Annotated in this window: 11 protein-coding genes, 1 tRNA gene and 1 rRNA gene; 1 reads left to right on the forward strand and 12 read right to left on the reverse strand. The window is 40.6% G+C overall.

Annotated features, from left to right (window positions below; all coding sequences use genetic code 11):
* The 8 genes from G7Y32_RS06810 to rpmB all read right to left on the reverse strand — a co-directional run.
* A 16S ribosomal RNA gene (locus G7Y32_RS06810) occupies positions 1–117 on the reverse strand; the annotation flags it as partial.
* A 437-nt stretch (positions 118–554) separates the two neighbouring features.
* Positions 555–3,056, reverse strand: a complete 2,502-nt coding sequence (leuS, locus tag G7Y32_RS06815) for a leucine--tRNA ligase (protein WP_165212329.1) — start codon at positions 3,054–3,056, stop codon at positions 555–557.
* Positions 3,057–3,212: 156 nt separating this feature from the next.
* Positions 3,213–4,235 (reverse strand): ketol-acid reductoisomerase, encoded by a 1,023-nt coding sequence (ilvC, locus tag G7Y32_RS06820; RefSeq protein ID WP_165212331.1) that lies wholly within the window; start codon positions 4,233–4,235, stop codon positions 3,213–3,215.
* 69 nt (positions 4,236–4,304) lie between these two features.
* Positions 4,305–4,787: an acetolactate synthase small subunit gene (gene ilvN, locus G7Y32_RS06825; protein WP_165212333.1), complete on the reverse strand. Its 483-nt coding sequence runs from the start codon at positions 4,785–4,787 to the stop codon at positions 4,305–4,307.
* Positions 4,780–6,483, reverse strand: coding sequence for an acetolactate synthase large subunit (locus G7Y32_RS06830; RefSeq protein WP_165212335.1), 1,704 nt, complete (start codon positions 6,481–6,483; stop codon positions 4,780–4,782). The genes ilvN and G7Y32_RS06830 overlap by 8 nt, the downstream gene beginning before the upstream one ends.
* Positions 6,484–6,796: 313 nt before the next feature.
* Positions 6,797–8,467 (reverse strand): DAK2 domain-containing protein, encoded by a 1,671-nt coding sequence (locus G7Y32_RS06835; protein ID WP_165212337.1) that lies wholly within the window; start codon positions 8,465–8,467, stop codon positions 6,797–6,799.
* Positions 8,467–8,832: an Asp23/Gls24 family envelope stress response protein gene (locus G7Y32_RS06840; protein WP_004229225.1), complete on the reverse strand. Its 366-nt coding sequence runs from the start codon at positions 8,830–8,832 to the stop codon at positions 8,467–8,469. The genes G7Y32_RS06835 and G7Y32_RS06840 overlap by 1 nt, the downstream gene beginning before the upstream one ends.
* Before the next feature lie 360 nt (positions 8,833–9,192).
* Positions 9,193–9,381 (reverse strand): 50S ribosomal protein L28, encoded by a 189-nt coding sequence (gene rpmB, locus G7Y32_RS06845; RefSeq protein WP_165212339.1) that lies wholly within the window; start codon positions 9,379–9,381, stop codon positions 9,193–9,195.
* 163 nt (positions 9,382–9,544) lie between these two features.
* Here rpmB and G7Y32_RS06850 point away from each other — a divergent pair, with 163 nt between their 5' ends.
* Positions 9,545–10,873, forward strand: coding sequence for a hypothetical protein (locus G7Y32_RS06850; RefSeq protein WP_165212478.1), 1,329 nt, complete (start codon positions 9,545–9,547; stop codon positions 10,871–10,873).
* 244 nt (positions 10,874–11,117) lie between these two features.
* Here the strand turns inward: G7Y32_RS06850 and G7Y32_RS06855 are convergent, their stop codons facing one another.
* The 4 genes from G7Y32_RS06855 to rpoE all read right to left on the reverse strand — a co-directional run bounded on the left by G7Y32_RS06855 (position 11,118) and on the right by rpoE (position 14,871).
* A complete protein-coding gene (locus G7Y32_RS06855; RefSeq protein ID WP_004229704.1) occupies positions 11,118–11,999 on the reverse strand; it encodes a class II fructose-bisphosphate aldolase in 882 nt (293 codons plus the stop codon).
* A gap of 153 nt (positions 12,000–12,152) precedes the next feature.
* Positions 12,153–12,238, reverse strand: a tRNA-Leu gene (locus G7Y32_RS06860).
* A gap of 150 nt (positions 12,239–12,388) precedes the next feature.
* On the reverse strand, positions 12,389–13,993 hold the full coding sequence (gene pyrG / locus G7Y32_RS06865; RefSeq protein WP_165212341.1) for a CTP synthase: 1,605 nt from the start codon (positions 13,991–13,993) through the stop codon (positions 12,389–12,391).
* A 296-nt stretch (positions 13,994–14,289) separates the two neighbouring features.
* Positions 14,290–14,871 (reverse strand): DNA-directed RNA polymerase subunit delta, encoded by a 582-nt coding sequence (gene rpoE / locus G7Y32_RS06870; protein ID WP_004229130.1) that lies wholly within the window; start codon positions 14,869–14,871, stop codon positions 14,290–14,292.
* Positions 14,872–15,096 lie beyond the last annotated feature (225 nt).

Here is a 15,096-nt window from a genome sequence, read left to right on the forward strand (position 1 = left end):
TACTCACCCGTTCGCAACTCCTCGTACTAGAGCAAGCTCCAGTACTCAGCGTTCTACTTGCATGTATTAGGCACGCCGCCAGCGTTCGTCCTGAGCCAGGATCAAACTCTCATCTAATAGTTTGAGCGCTTAACTCACTTGTGTCATCGCTGACTTATTGTCCTTTGACAGGTTACTCTCGTAACCCGCACGTCTTGGTTCGTCTCTATTCAGTTCTCAAAGGTCTTGCCCCTCTCTCGAGGACAGCTCCCTTATTCTAGCAAACACCTCCTCCTTTGTCAATACCTTTAGATTACTTTTTTTATTTTTATTCCCATTCATAATGCTTGCGAGTCTCTCGCGAAAACTCGCAAATAGCTCGAGTAGTGATTTTGGTGTGGAATTTAGCCTAGAATGAGAGCCTGTTGACATGAACTGTTAATTGGACACAGGGCTTAAAGCTACTTGGCACAGGATTTCTTAAATTTTATATGGCTAGCTAATAGTTTCTTAAAACCGACTTTAAAGTTCATTGGAAAACACAAAAACAGATCCCAAAGGAATCTGTTTTAAATTTATTTAACTACAATATTGACAAGTTTATTGGGGACTGCGACTACTTTCAAAATATTTTCCCCTTTAATTTCAGCCTTGATTTTATCATCGGCCAAAGCTAGTGCTTGCATATCTTCTTGTGAAAGATCTTTAGGTATCATCATTTTGGCCCTAACCTTACCTTTAATTTGCACGACAATTTCTACTTCAGCTTCAACAAGTTTCGATTCATCCCAAGTTGGCCAAGTCACATAAGAAATAGAATCGCTTGATTTAGTCAACTTTTGCCACAACTCCTCAGCAATATGAGGAGCAAATGGTGCTAATAATTGGACAAACCCTTTAGCATAGTCAATAAAGAGTGTTCCTTCTTTATTAGCTGCATTAACAAAGATCATGAGCTGGGCAATAGCTGTATTAAATTTCATGGCTTCAATCTGCTCAGTCACTGACTTAACAGTTTCATTATAAACCTTATCAAGCTTGCCATTATTTTCAGCCGTAATATCCTTAGTAGTTAAGAGACGATAAACGCGTTCCAGAAACTTACGAGACCCTTCAAGACCTTCTTCTGACCAGGCAATTGAGGCATCAAGAGGGCCCATGAACATTTCATAAACACGCAGAGTATCCGCACCATACTGCTCAACAACATCATCTGGATTGACAACATTCTTGAGGGATTTAGACATTTTAGCGGGCGCTTGCTCCAATTCTTCGCCAGTCTCAATATTGAAAAAACTACCATCGCGCTTTTCAACTTTATCGGTTGCGACAAGAGCCCCACGACTATCACGATAGCTGGTCCCCAAAATCATTCCTTGATTAAAGAGTTTCTGGAAAGGTTCCTTGGTTGGTACAACACCTAGGTCATAGAGAACTTTATGCCAAAAGCGAGCGTATAACAAGTGAAGTACAGCATGCTCAGCTCCGCCAATGTAAATATCAACTGGCAACCATGTCTTAAGCAAGTCTTCATCAGCTATTTTTTCATCATTGTGCGGATCAATATATCGCAAATAATACCAGCTTGAACCAGCCCACTGTGGCATAGTGTTAGTTTCACGACGTCCCTTGACACCATCTTCGCGAACCACTTCTAACCAATTAGTCAAATTTGCCAATGGTGACTCACCCGTTCCTGAAGGCTTAATGTCCTTGGTAACAGGCAGCTCCAACGGCAACTGATCTTCTGGCACAGCACTTGAAGTACCATCCTCCCAATGGATAATTGGAATTGGCTCACCCCAATAACGTTGGCGGCTAAAGAGCCAATCTCGCAAGCGATAATTGATCTGCTTCTTACCAACTCCTTTATCTTCTAAAAACTCAATAATTCTATCAATCGCTTCTTCCTTATTTAAGCCATCAAGGAATTCTGAATTAATGTGTAGGCCATCTTCTGTCCAAGCCTCTTTTTCAACATCCCCACCCTGAAGAACAGGAATAATATCCAGACCGAATTTCTTCGCGAATTCCCAGTCACGCGTATCATGAGCTGGAACAGCCATGATAGCTCCAGTTCCGTAGCTAGCTAAGACGTAATCTGAAATCCAGATTGGAATGTGACGACCATTGACAGGGTTAATGGCATAAGCACCAGTCCAGACTCCCGTCTTATCCTTATTGAGATCAGTTCGAGCCAAATCGGACTTGAGGCTGGCTTCGTGCTTATAATCAGCAACAGCCTGAGCCTGTTCTGGGCTAGTGATGATATTAACCAGCTCATGCTCTGGAGCCATTACTGCATAGGTAGCGCCAAAAAGAGTATCAGGGCGAGTAGTAAAGACCGTAAAGTCCTTATCCGTTCCAGCCACCTGAAAATCAACATGAGCTCCGACTGATTTACCAATCCAGTTACGTTGCATTTCTTTGATGGATTCTGGCCAATCAAGGTCATCCAAATCTTGGAGGAGACGTTCTGCATAAGCAGTAATTTTCAACATCCATTGCTTCATGGGTTTGCGGACAACAGGATACCCACCACGCTCGGATGTGCCATCAGGAAGAACTTCTTCATTGGCGATAGCTGTACCCAATTCCTCGACCCAGTTAACAGGGACTTCGGCTTCATAGGCCAAACCTTTTTCATAAAGTTTAGTAAAAATCCATTGGGTCCACTTGTAATAATTAGGATCGGTCGTATTGATTTCGCGATCCCAATCGTATGAGAATCCAAGAGCATTGATTTGGCGTTTGAAATTAGCAATATTTTCTGCTGTAAAATCAGCTGGGTCATTCCCTGTATCCATAGCATATTGCTCTGCTGGAAGACCAAAGGCATCCCAACCCATTGGGTGAAGAACATTGTAACCTTGAGCACGCTTATAACGACTGAGAATATCTGTCGCCGTATAACCTTCTGGATGGCCAACGTGCAGGCCGGCTCCTGAAGGATAAGGAAACATATCTAAGGCATAAAAATTAGGTTTGGAGCTATCGGTCCCCGTCTTAAAAGTCTCATGCTCAGCCCAATATTTTTGCCATTTGTGTTCAATTTCTTTGTGATTGTAGAAAGTCATAGAGTAATTCTCCATCTTATATAGTCATATAGTCCTGTTTATTATAACATTTTCAGCATATTTTTAAAGGCTGGTTTCACTCCACCCTCTACGCTGGATGAACTTCCTCAAGAAAAAAGAAGGCTCTCGCCTTCTCTATCTACTAACAGAATGAGATCATTCATAAATCTTGAAAGCATCATCATCATTTTGGTTGACGAATGGCATAGCCTTACGCAATTCTGCCCCAATTTTTTCAATTTCAAGATTTTCAGCTTCTTCACGATAAGCTTTCAAGCGTGGGAAGCCCGCATCGTGGTCTTCAACAAATTCTTTAGCAAATTTACCAGATTGGATATCTTTAAGGGCAGCCTTCATGTTTTCCTTAACTTCTGGTCCAATGACACGTGGACCAGTCACAAAGTCACCGAATTCGGCAGTATTTGAACAAGATTGACGCATTTTCTTGAAACCACCTTCATAGATGAGGTCAACAATCAATTTCATTTCATGAAGAACTTCAAAGTAAGCTAATTGAGGCGCATAACCTGCTTCAGTTAAAACTTCAAAACCTGCTTCGATCAAATGAGTCAAGCCACCCATAAGGACAGTTTGCTCACCAAAGAGATCTTCTTCAGTTTCTTCCTTGAAACTTGTAGTCAAAAGGCCAACGCGTGCGGCACCAAGTCCTTTAGCCCATGACATGGCAATTTCTTTTGCATGACCAGTTGGATTTTGATAAACAGCATAGAGAGCTGGAACACCAAAACCTTCCGTAAACGTGCGGCGAACTAAGTGACCAGGTCCTTTAGGAGCAACCATGAAAACATCAACATCTTCTGGTGCCTTGATATAGCCAAAGTGGATATTGAACCCATGAGCAAAACCTAGAGCATTGCCAGAAGACAGATTCGGTGCAATTTCCTTAGCATAGATATCTTTTTGAATTTCATCCGGTGCCAAAACCATGATGATGTCAGCTAACTTAGTCGCTTCTCCAACTTCATAAACATCAAAACCATCTTCCTTAGCTTTATCAAACGACTTACCATGACGTACACCGATAATGACATCATAACCTGAATCACGCAGGTTTTGAGCATGGGCATGGCCTTGTGAACCGTAACCAACCACAGCAATTTTCTTTCCTGCAAGAGCGTCAACTGTTACATCTTTTTCGTATTCCATTTCTACTGTCATAATTAAAATTCTCTTTTCTAAAAATATATGTTTACTAAACTAACAAACTAGTATCAGTAAGAGAGATTTTTAGGACAAATCTCGTGAAAAACCTGTTGCTCCAGTTCGAGCAATATTTTTAATGCCATAAGGTTCAACAACTCGCAAGAGCGCATCAATTTTATTAGCATCACCTGTCACCTGAATGGTGATAGATTTCAAAGCTACATCAATAACACTAGCCCTGAAAGGCTGAATAACAGCTAAAATTTCTGCCCGCTTATGAGCTGGAGCTGCCAACTTAATTAAAATAACTTCCCGCTCCAGATGCGGGATATCTGTAATATCGCGTACCCGAATAACATCAATTAAACGATTGAGCTGCTTGATGATGAGATCAGTTTCTTCCAAACTAGGGACATCAACAATAACAGTGATACGGGTAATCCCCTCTTCTTCAGTATACCCTGCCGACACTGCCTCAATATTAATTTGCTTTCGCAGAAGAACCCCCGTAAAGCGATTGAGGACACCAGCTGTGTTACGAAGCCTCGCCGTTAACATTCTACGCATCGAAGGTCACCCCCATCATCTCAGCATTTGATTTCCCAGATGGAACCATCGGATAAACATGCTCACGATTGGAAATATTCACCTCAATTAACATGGGCCTGTTCTCGGTAATAACCTGCAAATCCTCTTCCAAGGTTTTGGGATTAGAGAACTGATAATGGGAGATACCATAAGCCTCAGCCAAAAGTTGGAAGTTTGGTTCATCATCAAAAGTCGATTCACTGCGCCGTTCCTCATAAAAGGATTCCTGCCATTGGCGAACCATGCCCAAAGAATGATTATTGATAAGAACCACCTTAATTGGTAGGCCATAGCCATTGAGGATAGCCAACTCTTGATTGGTCATCTGAAAACCACCATCTCCGACAAAGAGGATAACCTCTTTATCAGGATTAGCCAATTTGGCACCGACTGCAGCCGGAATGCCAAAGCCCATAGTCCCTAAACCACCTGAAGTGATAAGCTGACGCTCATTTTGGTAGGGATAAAACTGAGCCGCCCACATCTGATGCTGACCGACATCAGTTACGACAATGGCTTCTCCCTTAGTTAACTTTCCAACGATCTCGATAGCGTGCTGAGGTTTAATGATGGTTTCATCAAATTTGTAAGAGAAAGGAGCCCTAGCCTTATTAGCCAAAACTTCCTTAGTCCAATCATCATGTCTCGTCTTGACTTCCTCCTCAGCTAATAACAGACTCAAGGTCTCTTTAGCATCCCCAACGATAGGGATATCAGTCTTAACAACCTTACCGATCTCAGCTGCATCAATATCAACATGAGCAACTAGAGCATCCTTAGCAAAGGTCTTTGGATTACCAGTCAAACGATCAGCAAAGCGTGAACCAAAATTAATCATAAAATCGCAATGAGTCATAGCCATATTGGAAGCATAGGAACCATGCATCCCACCCATACCAAGTGCCAGAGGATGGGAAATAGGAATGGTTCCCAAACTCAAGAGGGTCGAGACAACTGGGATGTTATATCTTTCCGCAAAAGCAATCAGTTCCTTAGAAGCTCCAGCATAGTTAACACCACCTCCAGCAATAATTAGAGGCTTCTTAGCTCGCTTAAGTTGATTCAAAAGTTTCTTAACCTGCAAGCCATTAGGTTCAACCTTGGGTTGATAGCTAGGCAAATTTAGACTTGGATCATTGTAGCTAGTTACCCTAGTCTCGGCTATATTCTTAGGTAAATCAATGACAACCGGTCCTGGTCTACCAGTTGTCGCAATGTGAACCGCTTCGGTAACAATCCGAGGAATATCAGCCGCATCACGAATCTGATAATTATACTTGGTAATGGGCATGGTAATTCCGACGATATCAGCTTCCTGAAAGGCATCCTTACCGATTCCAGCCATGCCAACCTGTCCAGTAAAGATCAACATGGGAACGCTGTCGCTCATACCATCCGCAATCCCTGTGATAGCATTAGTTGCTCCAGGACCACTGGTAACAACTGCCACACCAACCTTACCTGTTGACTTGGCAAAGCCTTCAGCCTCGTGGAGAGCACCCTGCTCATGACGAGCAAGAATATGCTGAATATTATCATGTTGATAAATAGCATCATATAATGGGAGCACAGCTCCACCGGGGTAGCCAAAAATAGTTTTAATTCCTAAATTTACCAGAGTATCTAAAAGTAAATCTGAGCCAGTCTTGGCTTGTTTTAAAGTTATTTGGTTCATATTACCCCCTTTATCTGAATTTTACGGATTTTTCTAAAAATTCAAAAATCTTGTACCTATAATAACATTTTCAAAAAATAATGCAAGCCCAAAATTAGAAAATTCACCTTGTTTTCTTCAAAATAAAATATAAAAAATACCAGATAAGGTGATAGTTTTGTGAACATTTTTCACCAATTAGTCGTAAAAATAAAACAACAACTTTAATTTAGCTGCTGTCTTAAAATTATTTGCAATCTAAAAGCCTTGATAATCTTAATCTTAACAATAGTAGAAAAAGAGGCTGAGACAGCCTCTTAGATATTCTAACGAACTATTCAACACTCATCAAGTAAGGATAGACCGGCTGGTCTCCTTGGTGAACTTCAACCTCAATATCTTCATAACTAGTTTTTAAGTTCTCTGCCAATTTATTAACGAGCTCTTCTTGACCATCCTGACCGATATAGACAGCTACAATTTCACTGTCGTCATCAATCATTTTATCAAGAGTCGCAAGCAGAGCTACTTCCATATCAGGATTAGAAACAACAATCTTACCATCAACCATACCCAAGATGTCATCCTTGTGAATTATCAGACCATCAATGCTAGTATCACGAACAGCCAAAGTCACACTACCACTGATAACATCAGCTAGGCTGGCTGACATGGCAGCTTCATTCTCTTCTAAAGAACTGTCAGGATTAAAGGCCAAAAGACTGGTTAAACCTTGAGGAATCGTTCGACTTTCAATAACAGCTACAGGAATATCAACCACTTCCGCTGCGGATCGAGCCGCCATAAAAATATTTTTATTATTAGGTAAGATGATAACATTTTTGACATTGAGAGACTCAATAGTCTTCACGATATCTTCAGTCGATGGGTTCATGGTTTGACCCCCTGAGATGATAGCGTCAACACCTTGAGATTTAAAAATCTCTGCCAAACCATCACCAGCTACAACAGCAATCAAACCAAATTCTTTTGCAGGAGCTGCCGGCACAATCTCTTGTTTGGCCTCTTTTTCCAATTGAGCTTCATGTTGTCCTCGCATATTGTCAACCTTGACCTTAACCAAAGCACCATATTTCAGACCTTCTTGCATAACCAGACCAGGATCTTCAGTATGGACGTGAACCTTGACGATTTCATCATCATTGACAACCAGAAGGGAATCCCCTAGTTCGTTGAGATAAGTACGAAAAGTATCATAGTCAAACTCCTTGACATAAGTAGGCCCCTTACGGAGAGCCACCATGATTTCAGTACAGTAACCGTACTTGATATCCTCAGTAGCTACATGACCAGCAACCGATTTATGGTGTTCTGCATTAATCATTTCACTCATGTTAGCTGGGGTCGCTCGAAACTCCTCCGAAGCAATATAGTCTCCTGTCAAAGCAGATAGGAAGCCTTCATAAATAAAGACCAAACCTTGACCCCCAGAGTCTACTACACCAACTTCTTTCAAAACCGGCAACATATCTGGTGTCTTAGCTAAGGCTGCCTTAGCACCATCAAGGGCTGCTCTCATGACTTCTACAGCATCATTAGCCGTTTCCGCCTTTTTTAGAGCGGCAGTAGCTGCTCCACGCGAGACAGTTAAAATTGTTCCTTCGACAGGTTTCATCACCGCCTTATAGGCAACTTCTACCCCTGATTGAAAGGCTTCTGCCAGAGCTTTACCATCTAGCTCTTCCTTATCTTTGATAGCTTGACTAAATCCACGGAACAACTGCGAGGTAATAACACCTGAATTTCCACGCGCTCCCATCAAGAGGCCCTTAGATAAAACCTGACCGACTTGACCAACAGTTGAAGCCGGTTGGTCAGCAACTGCCTTCGCTCCATTTTCAATGGTCATCCCCATATTTGTTCCCGTATCACCATCAGGAACCGGAAAAACATTCAAAGAATTAACATATTCTGCTTGATTTCCAAGACGAGTCGCAGCCGCCTGCACCATTTCTTGAAATAAGCTCGTTGTAATATTTGGCACTAATCTTCTCCTACAACTTTAATATTTTGAATATAGACATTAACAACATTGGCATGAATGCCAAGTTGATTTTCTAGATTAAACTTCACGCGTTCTTGAATATTCTTAGAAACTTCACTGATTTTGACACCGTAACTCATCACAGTGTAAACATCCACAGTAATACCATCTTCCATAGATTTAACAACAACACCCTTAGAATAGTTTTCTTTACGTAGCAATGCTTGGAAATTATCCTTGATGGCACTCTTACTGGCCATCCCAACTACCCCAAAAATTTCTGTCGCTGAACCTCCGACAACCGTCGCAATAACATCATCAGATAATTCAATCTGACCATCTTTCGTATTAATTTTTACAGTCATCCTCTTACCTCACAAGTTTTTATCATCTTATTCTATCATAAACACCGACTAAAGTACAAAGATACAAGGGAAGGATCTTAAGCACCAAAGCACTTGGTAATTAACTCCGTTACTGGAGATGAATTGACTACTTCTTTTGCTAACTTTAATTAATGAGTATTATTGCTCCCTTAGCTTCCATATCACAAGAACTCCAATTTTAAAAAAGAAAAATTTACCTAAGTATTAAAGCATTTAATCATCATGCCAATTAATAAGGAAAAATCATCTCTTCTCAGGTGTCATCCTCCCAAAAATTAACTAAAATACCTCTATACTGAAAATAAAAAGAACAACAAAAAAGAGCCCTTGGGCTCCTCATTAAACACGTTCCACTTTCCCTGATTTAAGGGCACGAGCTGAAGCCCAAACTTTTTTAGGCTTACCATCGACAAGGATAGTAACTTTTTGCAAGTTTGGCTTGACAACACGTTTAGTTTTGTTCATTGCATGCGAACGGTTATTGGCTGATTTTGTTTTACGGCCTGTGAAATAACATACTTTTGCCATTGATCTGTTTTCCTCCTACTTAGTCTAAGGGTGAATCCACCACATACCGTAGTATTGTAGCAAAATTCAAGCCATTTGACAATAGAAACTTCAATTATTTTTATCGCTTGTACTTCATCATCAGAGTACTATAATGATTATCAATAGGAAGTGGGTGAATTTGATGAATGCAATAACCAAAAATGCCGGAGCTGCTCTAGGAGAAGCCTTAGCAGAAGGGGCTGTCATTGTCCCAAATGTTATTTTTGCAGGTTTATTATACCAGCATTATGGTCAATACCGTTTCCTGCTTCCTTTCGTATTATTATACTCATTTGAAAAAGCTGGAACCTTTGCTTTGCAAGGTTTTGGGGAATTAAAAAATCCATATAAAGTTTTAAGATACAGCCTTTTGCTAACACTCTTAGGATGTTGCTCGTGTCTATTGGGCGAGATTCATTTTATATTTTGGGAAGCAGGAGCCATTTTAATAGGATTGGGACTGTCTAACTATAACGCTCTCTTTAAAACAATCAAAAGTCTTTTAAAAAAAGAAAATAAGTGGGAAGGGAAAGGATCCTTGGTTAAGGGCTATCTTATCTTAGGAATCACGATTGTTTTACTCTTATATCTCCGTCATACTGCTATAACGCTGGTATTTGCTCTTTGGTTACTCCCTTTAGGTGTGTTATATATATTTATCTACCAGCTTGAACAAGGACAAGAAACACAGATAGGATCTTCTTTTTCCGGAAAAAGAAGATCTTTGCTATATTTCTTACCGGCCATTTGTATGCTGCTGCTTTCCTTTTTTACAAGATTATTAAAACAAACAGCAGATGCCCATTATATTTTGGACATAGGTTTTGCTTTGTGCTTATTTCTGATTGTCGGACTGTCTATTAGCCCTTTACGTTTCTCTTTACCGACTGTATCTACCATGTGGTTTGGTGCCGCAAGAAATTTCATAGTCATTTACAGCCTTATCTACTTTATAGCTATTAACAAACTCTATATGGTTGGACTTTCTTATATCATGCTTGTTTTAGGTTTGCTTTTATCAATGATGATAAGAAGGAAGCTTAAGGAGGTCGTAGATGATCAACATTTATTGGCTTTCTCACTCATCAGCAGTATTATAAGCTTCCTACTTCTCCTACCGTCCGCGACTTACCTCATTGGAGTCCTGCTAAGCTGTACTTTTATTGCTACTGGCAATCACTTAATCCTGCAAAAATATACCAAAGATGAAACTTTACCATTTTTAGAAAGAAGAATTAAACGTTCTCAATATTATGGACTCGGTGCTATTATCCAACAAGTCTTTTCATTGTCAACCCTCACAGTAGTATCTTGGATTAAAGATCACAATTCAGCCTTGAGTGTCTACGCACTTTCTAGTGATATCAGCAATATAGCAGAGAGCTTTTTTTATACAAAATTAATTTGCTTAGCCTCCATTGGACTAGTGGGTATCATTGTGGCAAAATGGGCTTTAAAACCTACAAATTGATACTAACTCAAAAATAGAAACTAAAATTTTAAAATACTTTAAGTATTTATACAAACCTAAAGTATTTTAAAGACACTCATCTTTAACCACAGCCTTCAGACCTGTAACCTACACGCTACAAACGCCTCTATCAACTCAACTAACAGCGATCTCACTCTGCTAATTTGTCAATCTTATTTTTTTGAAAATAAAGAAAGCCCGCTATACACGGACTTTCTTTATTATAAACTTAGCACAATTACAATTAAGCTTTACCTTCTGAACCAAATACGTCGATACGTTCTTCAACAGCTTCTGTGATAGCTTCGAAACCAGGTTTCAAGAATTTACGTGGGTCGAAGAGTTTCTTCTTCATGTATTCAGCTTCGTTAGCATCAAATTCATGAACAAATTCACGAGTTGCTTTACAGAAGGCCAATTGACATTCAGTGTTTACATTTACCTTAGCCACACCAAGCTTGATAGCAGCTTGAATTTGATCGTCAGGAATACCTGAACCACCGTGCAATACGATTGGGAAATTAGGGACAGCCGCAACCAATTTTTCAAGGTGATCAAGGTGAAGACCCTTCCAGTTTTCAGGATAAGGACCGTGGATATTACCAATACCTGCAGCCAGGAAGTCTACACCAGTAGCAACCATTGCTTTAGCATCTTCGATTGGTGCCAATTCACCATCACCGATAATTCCGTCTTCTTCACCACCGATAGTACCAACTTCGGCTTCGACAGAAACACCCTTAGCATGTGCTTTTTCAACAACAACTTTAGCTTTTTCAAGGTTTTCTTCAATTGGAAGGTGTGAACCATCAAACATAACTGAAGTGTAACCTACTTCGATACATTCCAATGCATCTTCATAGTGACCATGGTCAAGATGAATAGCAACTGGCACAGTAATTCCCATTGATTCTACAAGATTTTCAATAAGATTCTTACATACCTTGTAACCACCCATGTATTTAGCAGCACCCATAGAAGTTTGAATAAGAACAGGGGCTTGTTTAGCTTCTGCGGCACGCAAAATTGCTTGAGTCCATTCAAGGTTGTTTGTGTTAAATCCACCAACTGCATAACCATTGTCACGAGCTGCTTGGACAAATTTTTCTGCTGAAACGATTGCCATTATAAAGGCCTCCTATTTATTTTTCGGGTTAACCCGTTTACACCGTTAATTCTAGCACAAATTAGTCTAAAAAACTAGCCTTAATCAGACTTGGAAGCGTTTTCTAGAGCTCGTGCAAAATAAAAAAGAACCAACCTCAGTCGATTCTTGCAATGCGGAAAGAGGGACTTGAACCCTCACAGCCTAAAGCGGCCACAGGATCCTTAGTCCTGCGCGTCTGCCAATTCCGCCATTTCCGCTACTCTTACAACAGAACTTATTATATCAAGGGAGATTTTTCTTGTCAATAATATTTTTCAATTTTTTCAGAAAGCCTTCAAAATAGAACATTAAAAGCGATAAGAAAACTCCAGCCAAAGGCTAGAGTCTCCTTCAAATAACTTTACTTTTTATTTAGCATTTTCAACCGCTGCTGTAACAAAGGCCGTATAAAGTTCTTCGGCACGATTAGGACGGCTCTGCAATTCTGGATGATACTGGGCTGCTACGAAAAATTTCTTATCAGGCAGTTCCACTACTTCCATCAAGCGGTTATCTGGCGATACTCCAGAGAATACAAAACCAGCCGCCTCAAAGTCTTCCCGATACTTCGTGTTAAATTCATAACGGTGGCGATGACGGCGCTGCACAACCTCTTGATTATCATAAGCCGCAGCTGCCTTAGAACCTGGTTTTAATTTACATGGATAGAGGCCCAAACGTAAGGTCCCTCCCATATCTTCTACATCAACCTGATCTCTCATCAGGTCAATCACTGGATAAGAGGTATTAGGGTCCAGCTCTGATGAATTAGCTCCTTTCATATTGAGGACATGGCGGGCAAACTCAACACAGGTCAGCTGCATACCCAGACAGATACCCAGCATAGGAACATCATTTTCCCGAGCATAGCGGATAGTTTGAATTTTACCTTCGGTACCGCGCTGTCCAAAGCCACCTGGCACAATAATCCCGTCGACATCCCCTAGCAGGTCCGCCACATTTTCAGCCGTAACATCATTGGCATTGATCCACTTGAGATCAATAGCTGAATCGTTGACATAACCAGAGTGCTTAAGCGCTTCAACAACAGATAAGTAGGCATCTGGCAATTCAACATACTTTCCAACTAGGGCAATCCGAGTAGTTTTCTTGAGATTGAGAACCTTTTCGACCATAGCTGACCATTCGCTCATATCTGCCTTAGGAACATCCAATTTCAAGTGGTCACAGACAATTTGGTCCATGCCTTGAGCCTGCATATTAAGAGGCACTTGGTAGATGTGGTCAACATCCAAAGATTCAATAACAGCTTCTGGCTCTACATCACAGAATTGCGCTAGCTTATTTTTCACTCCCTGGGTAGCTGGTTGTTCGGTCCGAATAACCAACATATTAGGCTGAATCCCGAGACCACGCAACTCTTTAACAGAGTGTTGGGTAGGTTTAGTCTTCATTTCACCAGCAGCCTTCAAATAAGGCAAGAGGGTCGTGTGGATATACATAACATTATCTGACCCCACATCAGCCTTCATCTGACGCAAAGCTTCTAGAAAGGGTAAACTTTCGATATCCCCAACGGTACCACCAACTTCAGTGATAATAACATCAGAATCCGTGGTAGTAGCTGCCCGCTTAATTTTTTCCTTAAGAGCATCGGTAATATGAGGAATAACCTGAACTGTTGCTCCTAGATACTCACCCTTACGCTCTTTACGAAGGACTTCGCTGTAAATTTTACCAGTGGTAACATTAGAATACTTATTGAGGTTAATGTCGATGAAACGTTCATAGTGACCGAGATCCAGATCAGTCTCAGCCCCATCATCAGTGACATAAACTTCCCCGTGTTGGTAAGGACTCATAGTTCCAGGATCAATATTAATGTAAGGGTCAAACTTCTGAATGGTCACCTTAAGACCACGATTTTTCAACAGACGCCCCAGACTAGCTGCAACAATCCCTTTACCAATAGAAGAAACCACACCGCCGGTAACAAAAATGTACTTTGTCATACAAACTCCTTCAACTCTACGATTCAGGCCGAAACTTATGTTAAAAGTCCCAGCTAATAAAACAAAACAACAAGGGTACAGTACTTTGACTTATTTGGAACAAGCCAAGCTCCCGAAAAAGTTCAAAATACCCAACCATTCAAAAATCAATTAGGCGGGGCAATAGACCCTGCCACATTTAAAGAGCTTTTAAAAAATAAAAATAGCCCCCTATTCAAGTAGGGAGCTCTCCGACCTCTAAAAGAGGTGCCCGATAATTAGTATAGATTATCTGAACTTGTTTGTCAATTGGAAAATCAGTCGTTTTCGACCTCATCTTCGTCATCATCGTCATCCGACTCGTTCAAATCAACGGCATCTTCATCACTAACTTCATCGTCTGGAATAATTTCATTGATTTCAGAATCGTAAGACTCGACTTCTGATTTTTCATCATCAGGATTTTCATCATCGTATTCAGCATCCGTTGGCGTGAAGTTATCCTCATCTTCCGGATCATCATCATTGTAATCAATGGCATCTTCATCACCATCCATGAAGGCATTAACCCGTTTGCGCTTACGTTTTGGAGCATTTTCCCCATTTTCTTCCAGGGTAATAACTTCTTCATCAATTTCATCAATGGCATACCAAGACCGTAAGCCCCAACGATTTTCACCAAGCGGAATAAAACTACCGTCAGTGTTCAAATCTGAATAGAAAAATGGAAGGGCTTGACGAATGTCCGCATCTGATTTTTCTAAATAATTTTGAATTTCATTAACCAAATCGCTAAAGTACATTTCATGGTCACGTCCGCGTGATTCCAAAATTGCACGAGCAACTTCAATCATTGACAATTCACTTTTTTCTTGTCCAGCAAATACTTCTAATTCCAAGATCTACTCCTTATATGTAAGATACAAAGTCGCTAAGCACTTCGAAGAAAATGAAAGCCCCGATGGTGACTAAACACCTAATAAGGCACGCCTATTCTCAGAGAAGTGTAGGTGTGTGTTCAATTGAACAGTCTCAAATGCACTAAAATGATTGCCTAGCCCCCTGACAACTCTCGATAAAACAGTATCACTGTCCGTTTTATCTCTATATCGAAATGAAACAAA

The sequence above is a fragment of the Streptococcus tangpeifui genome (genome assembly GCF_011038795.1).
GTDB lineage: Bacteria > Bacillota > Bacilli > Lactobacillales > Streptococcaceae > Streptococcus > Streptococcus tangpeifui.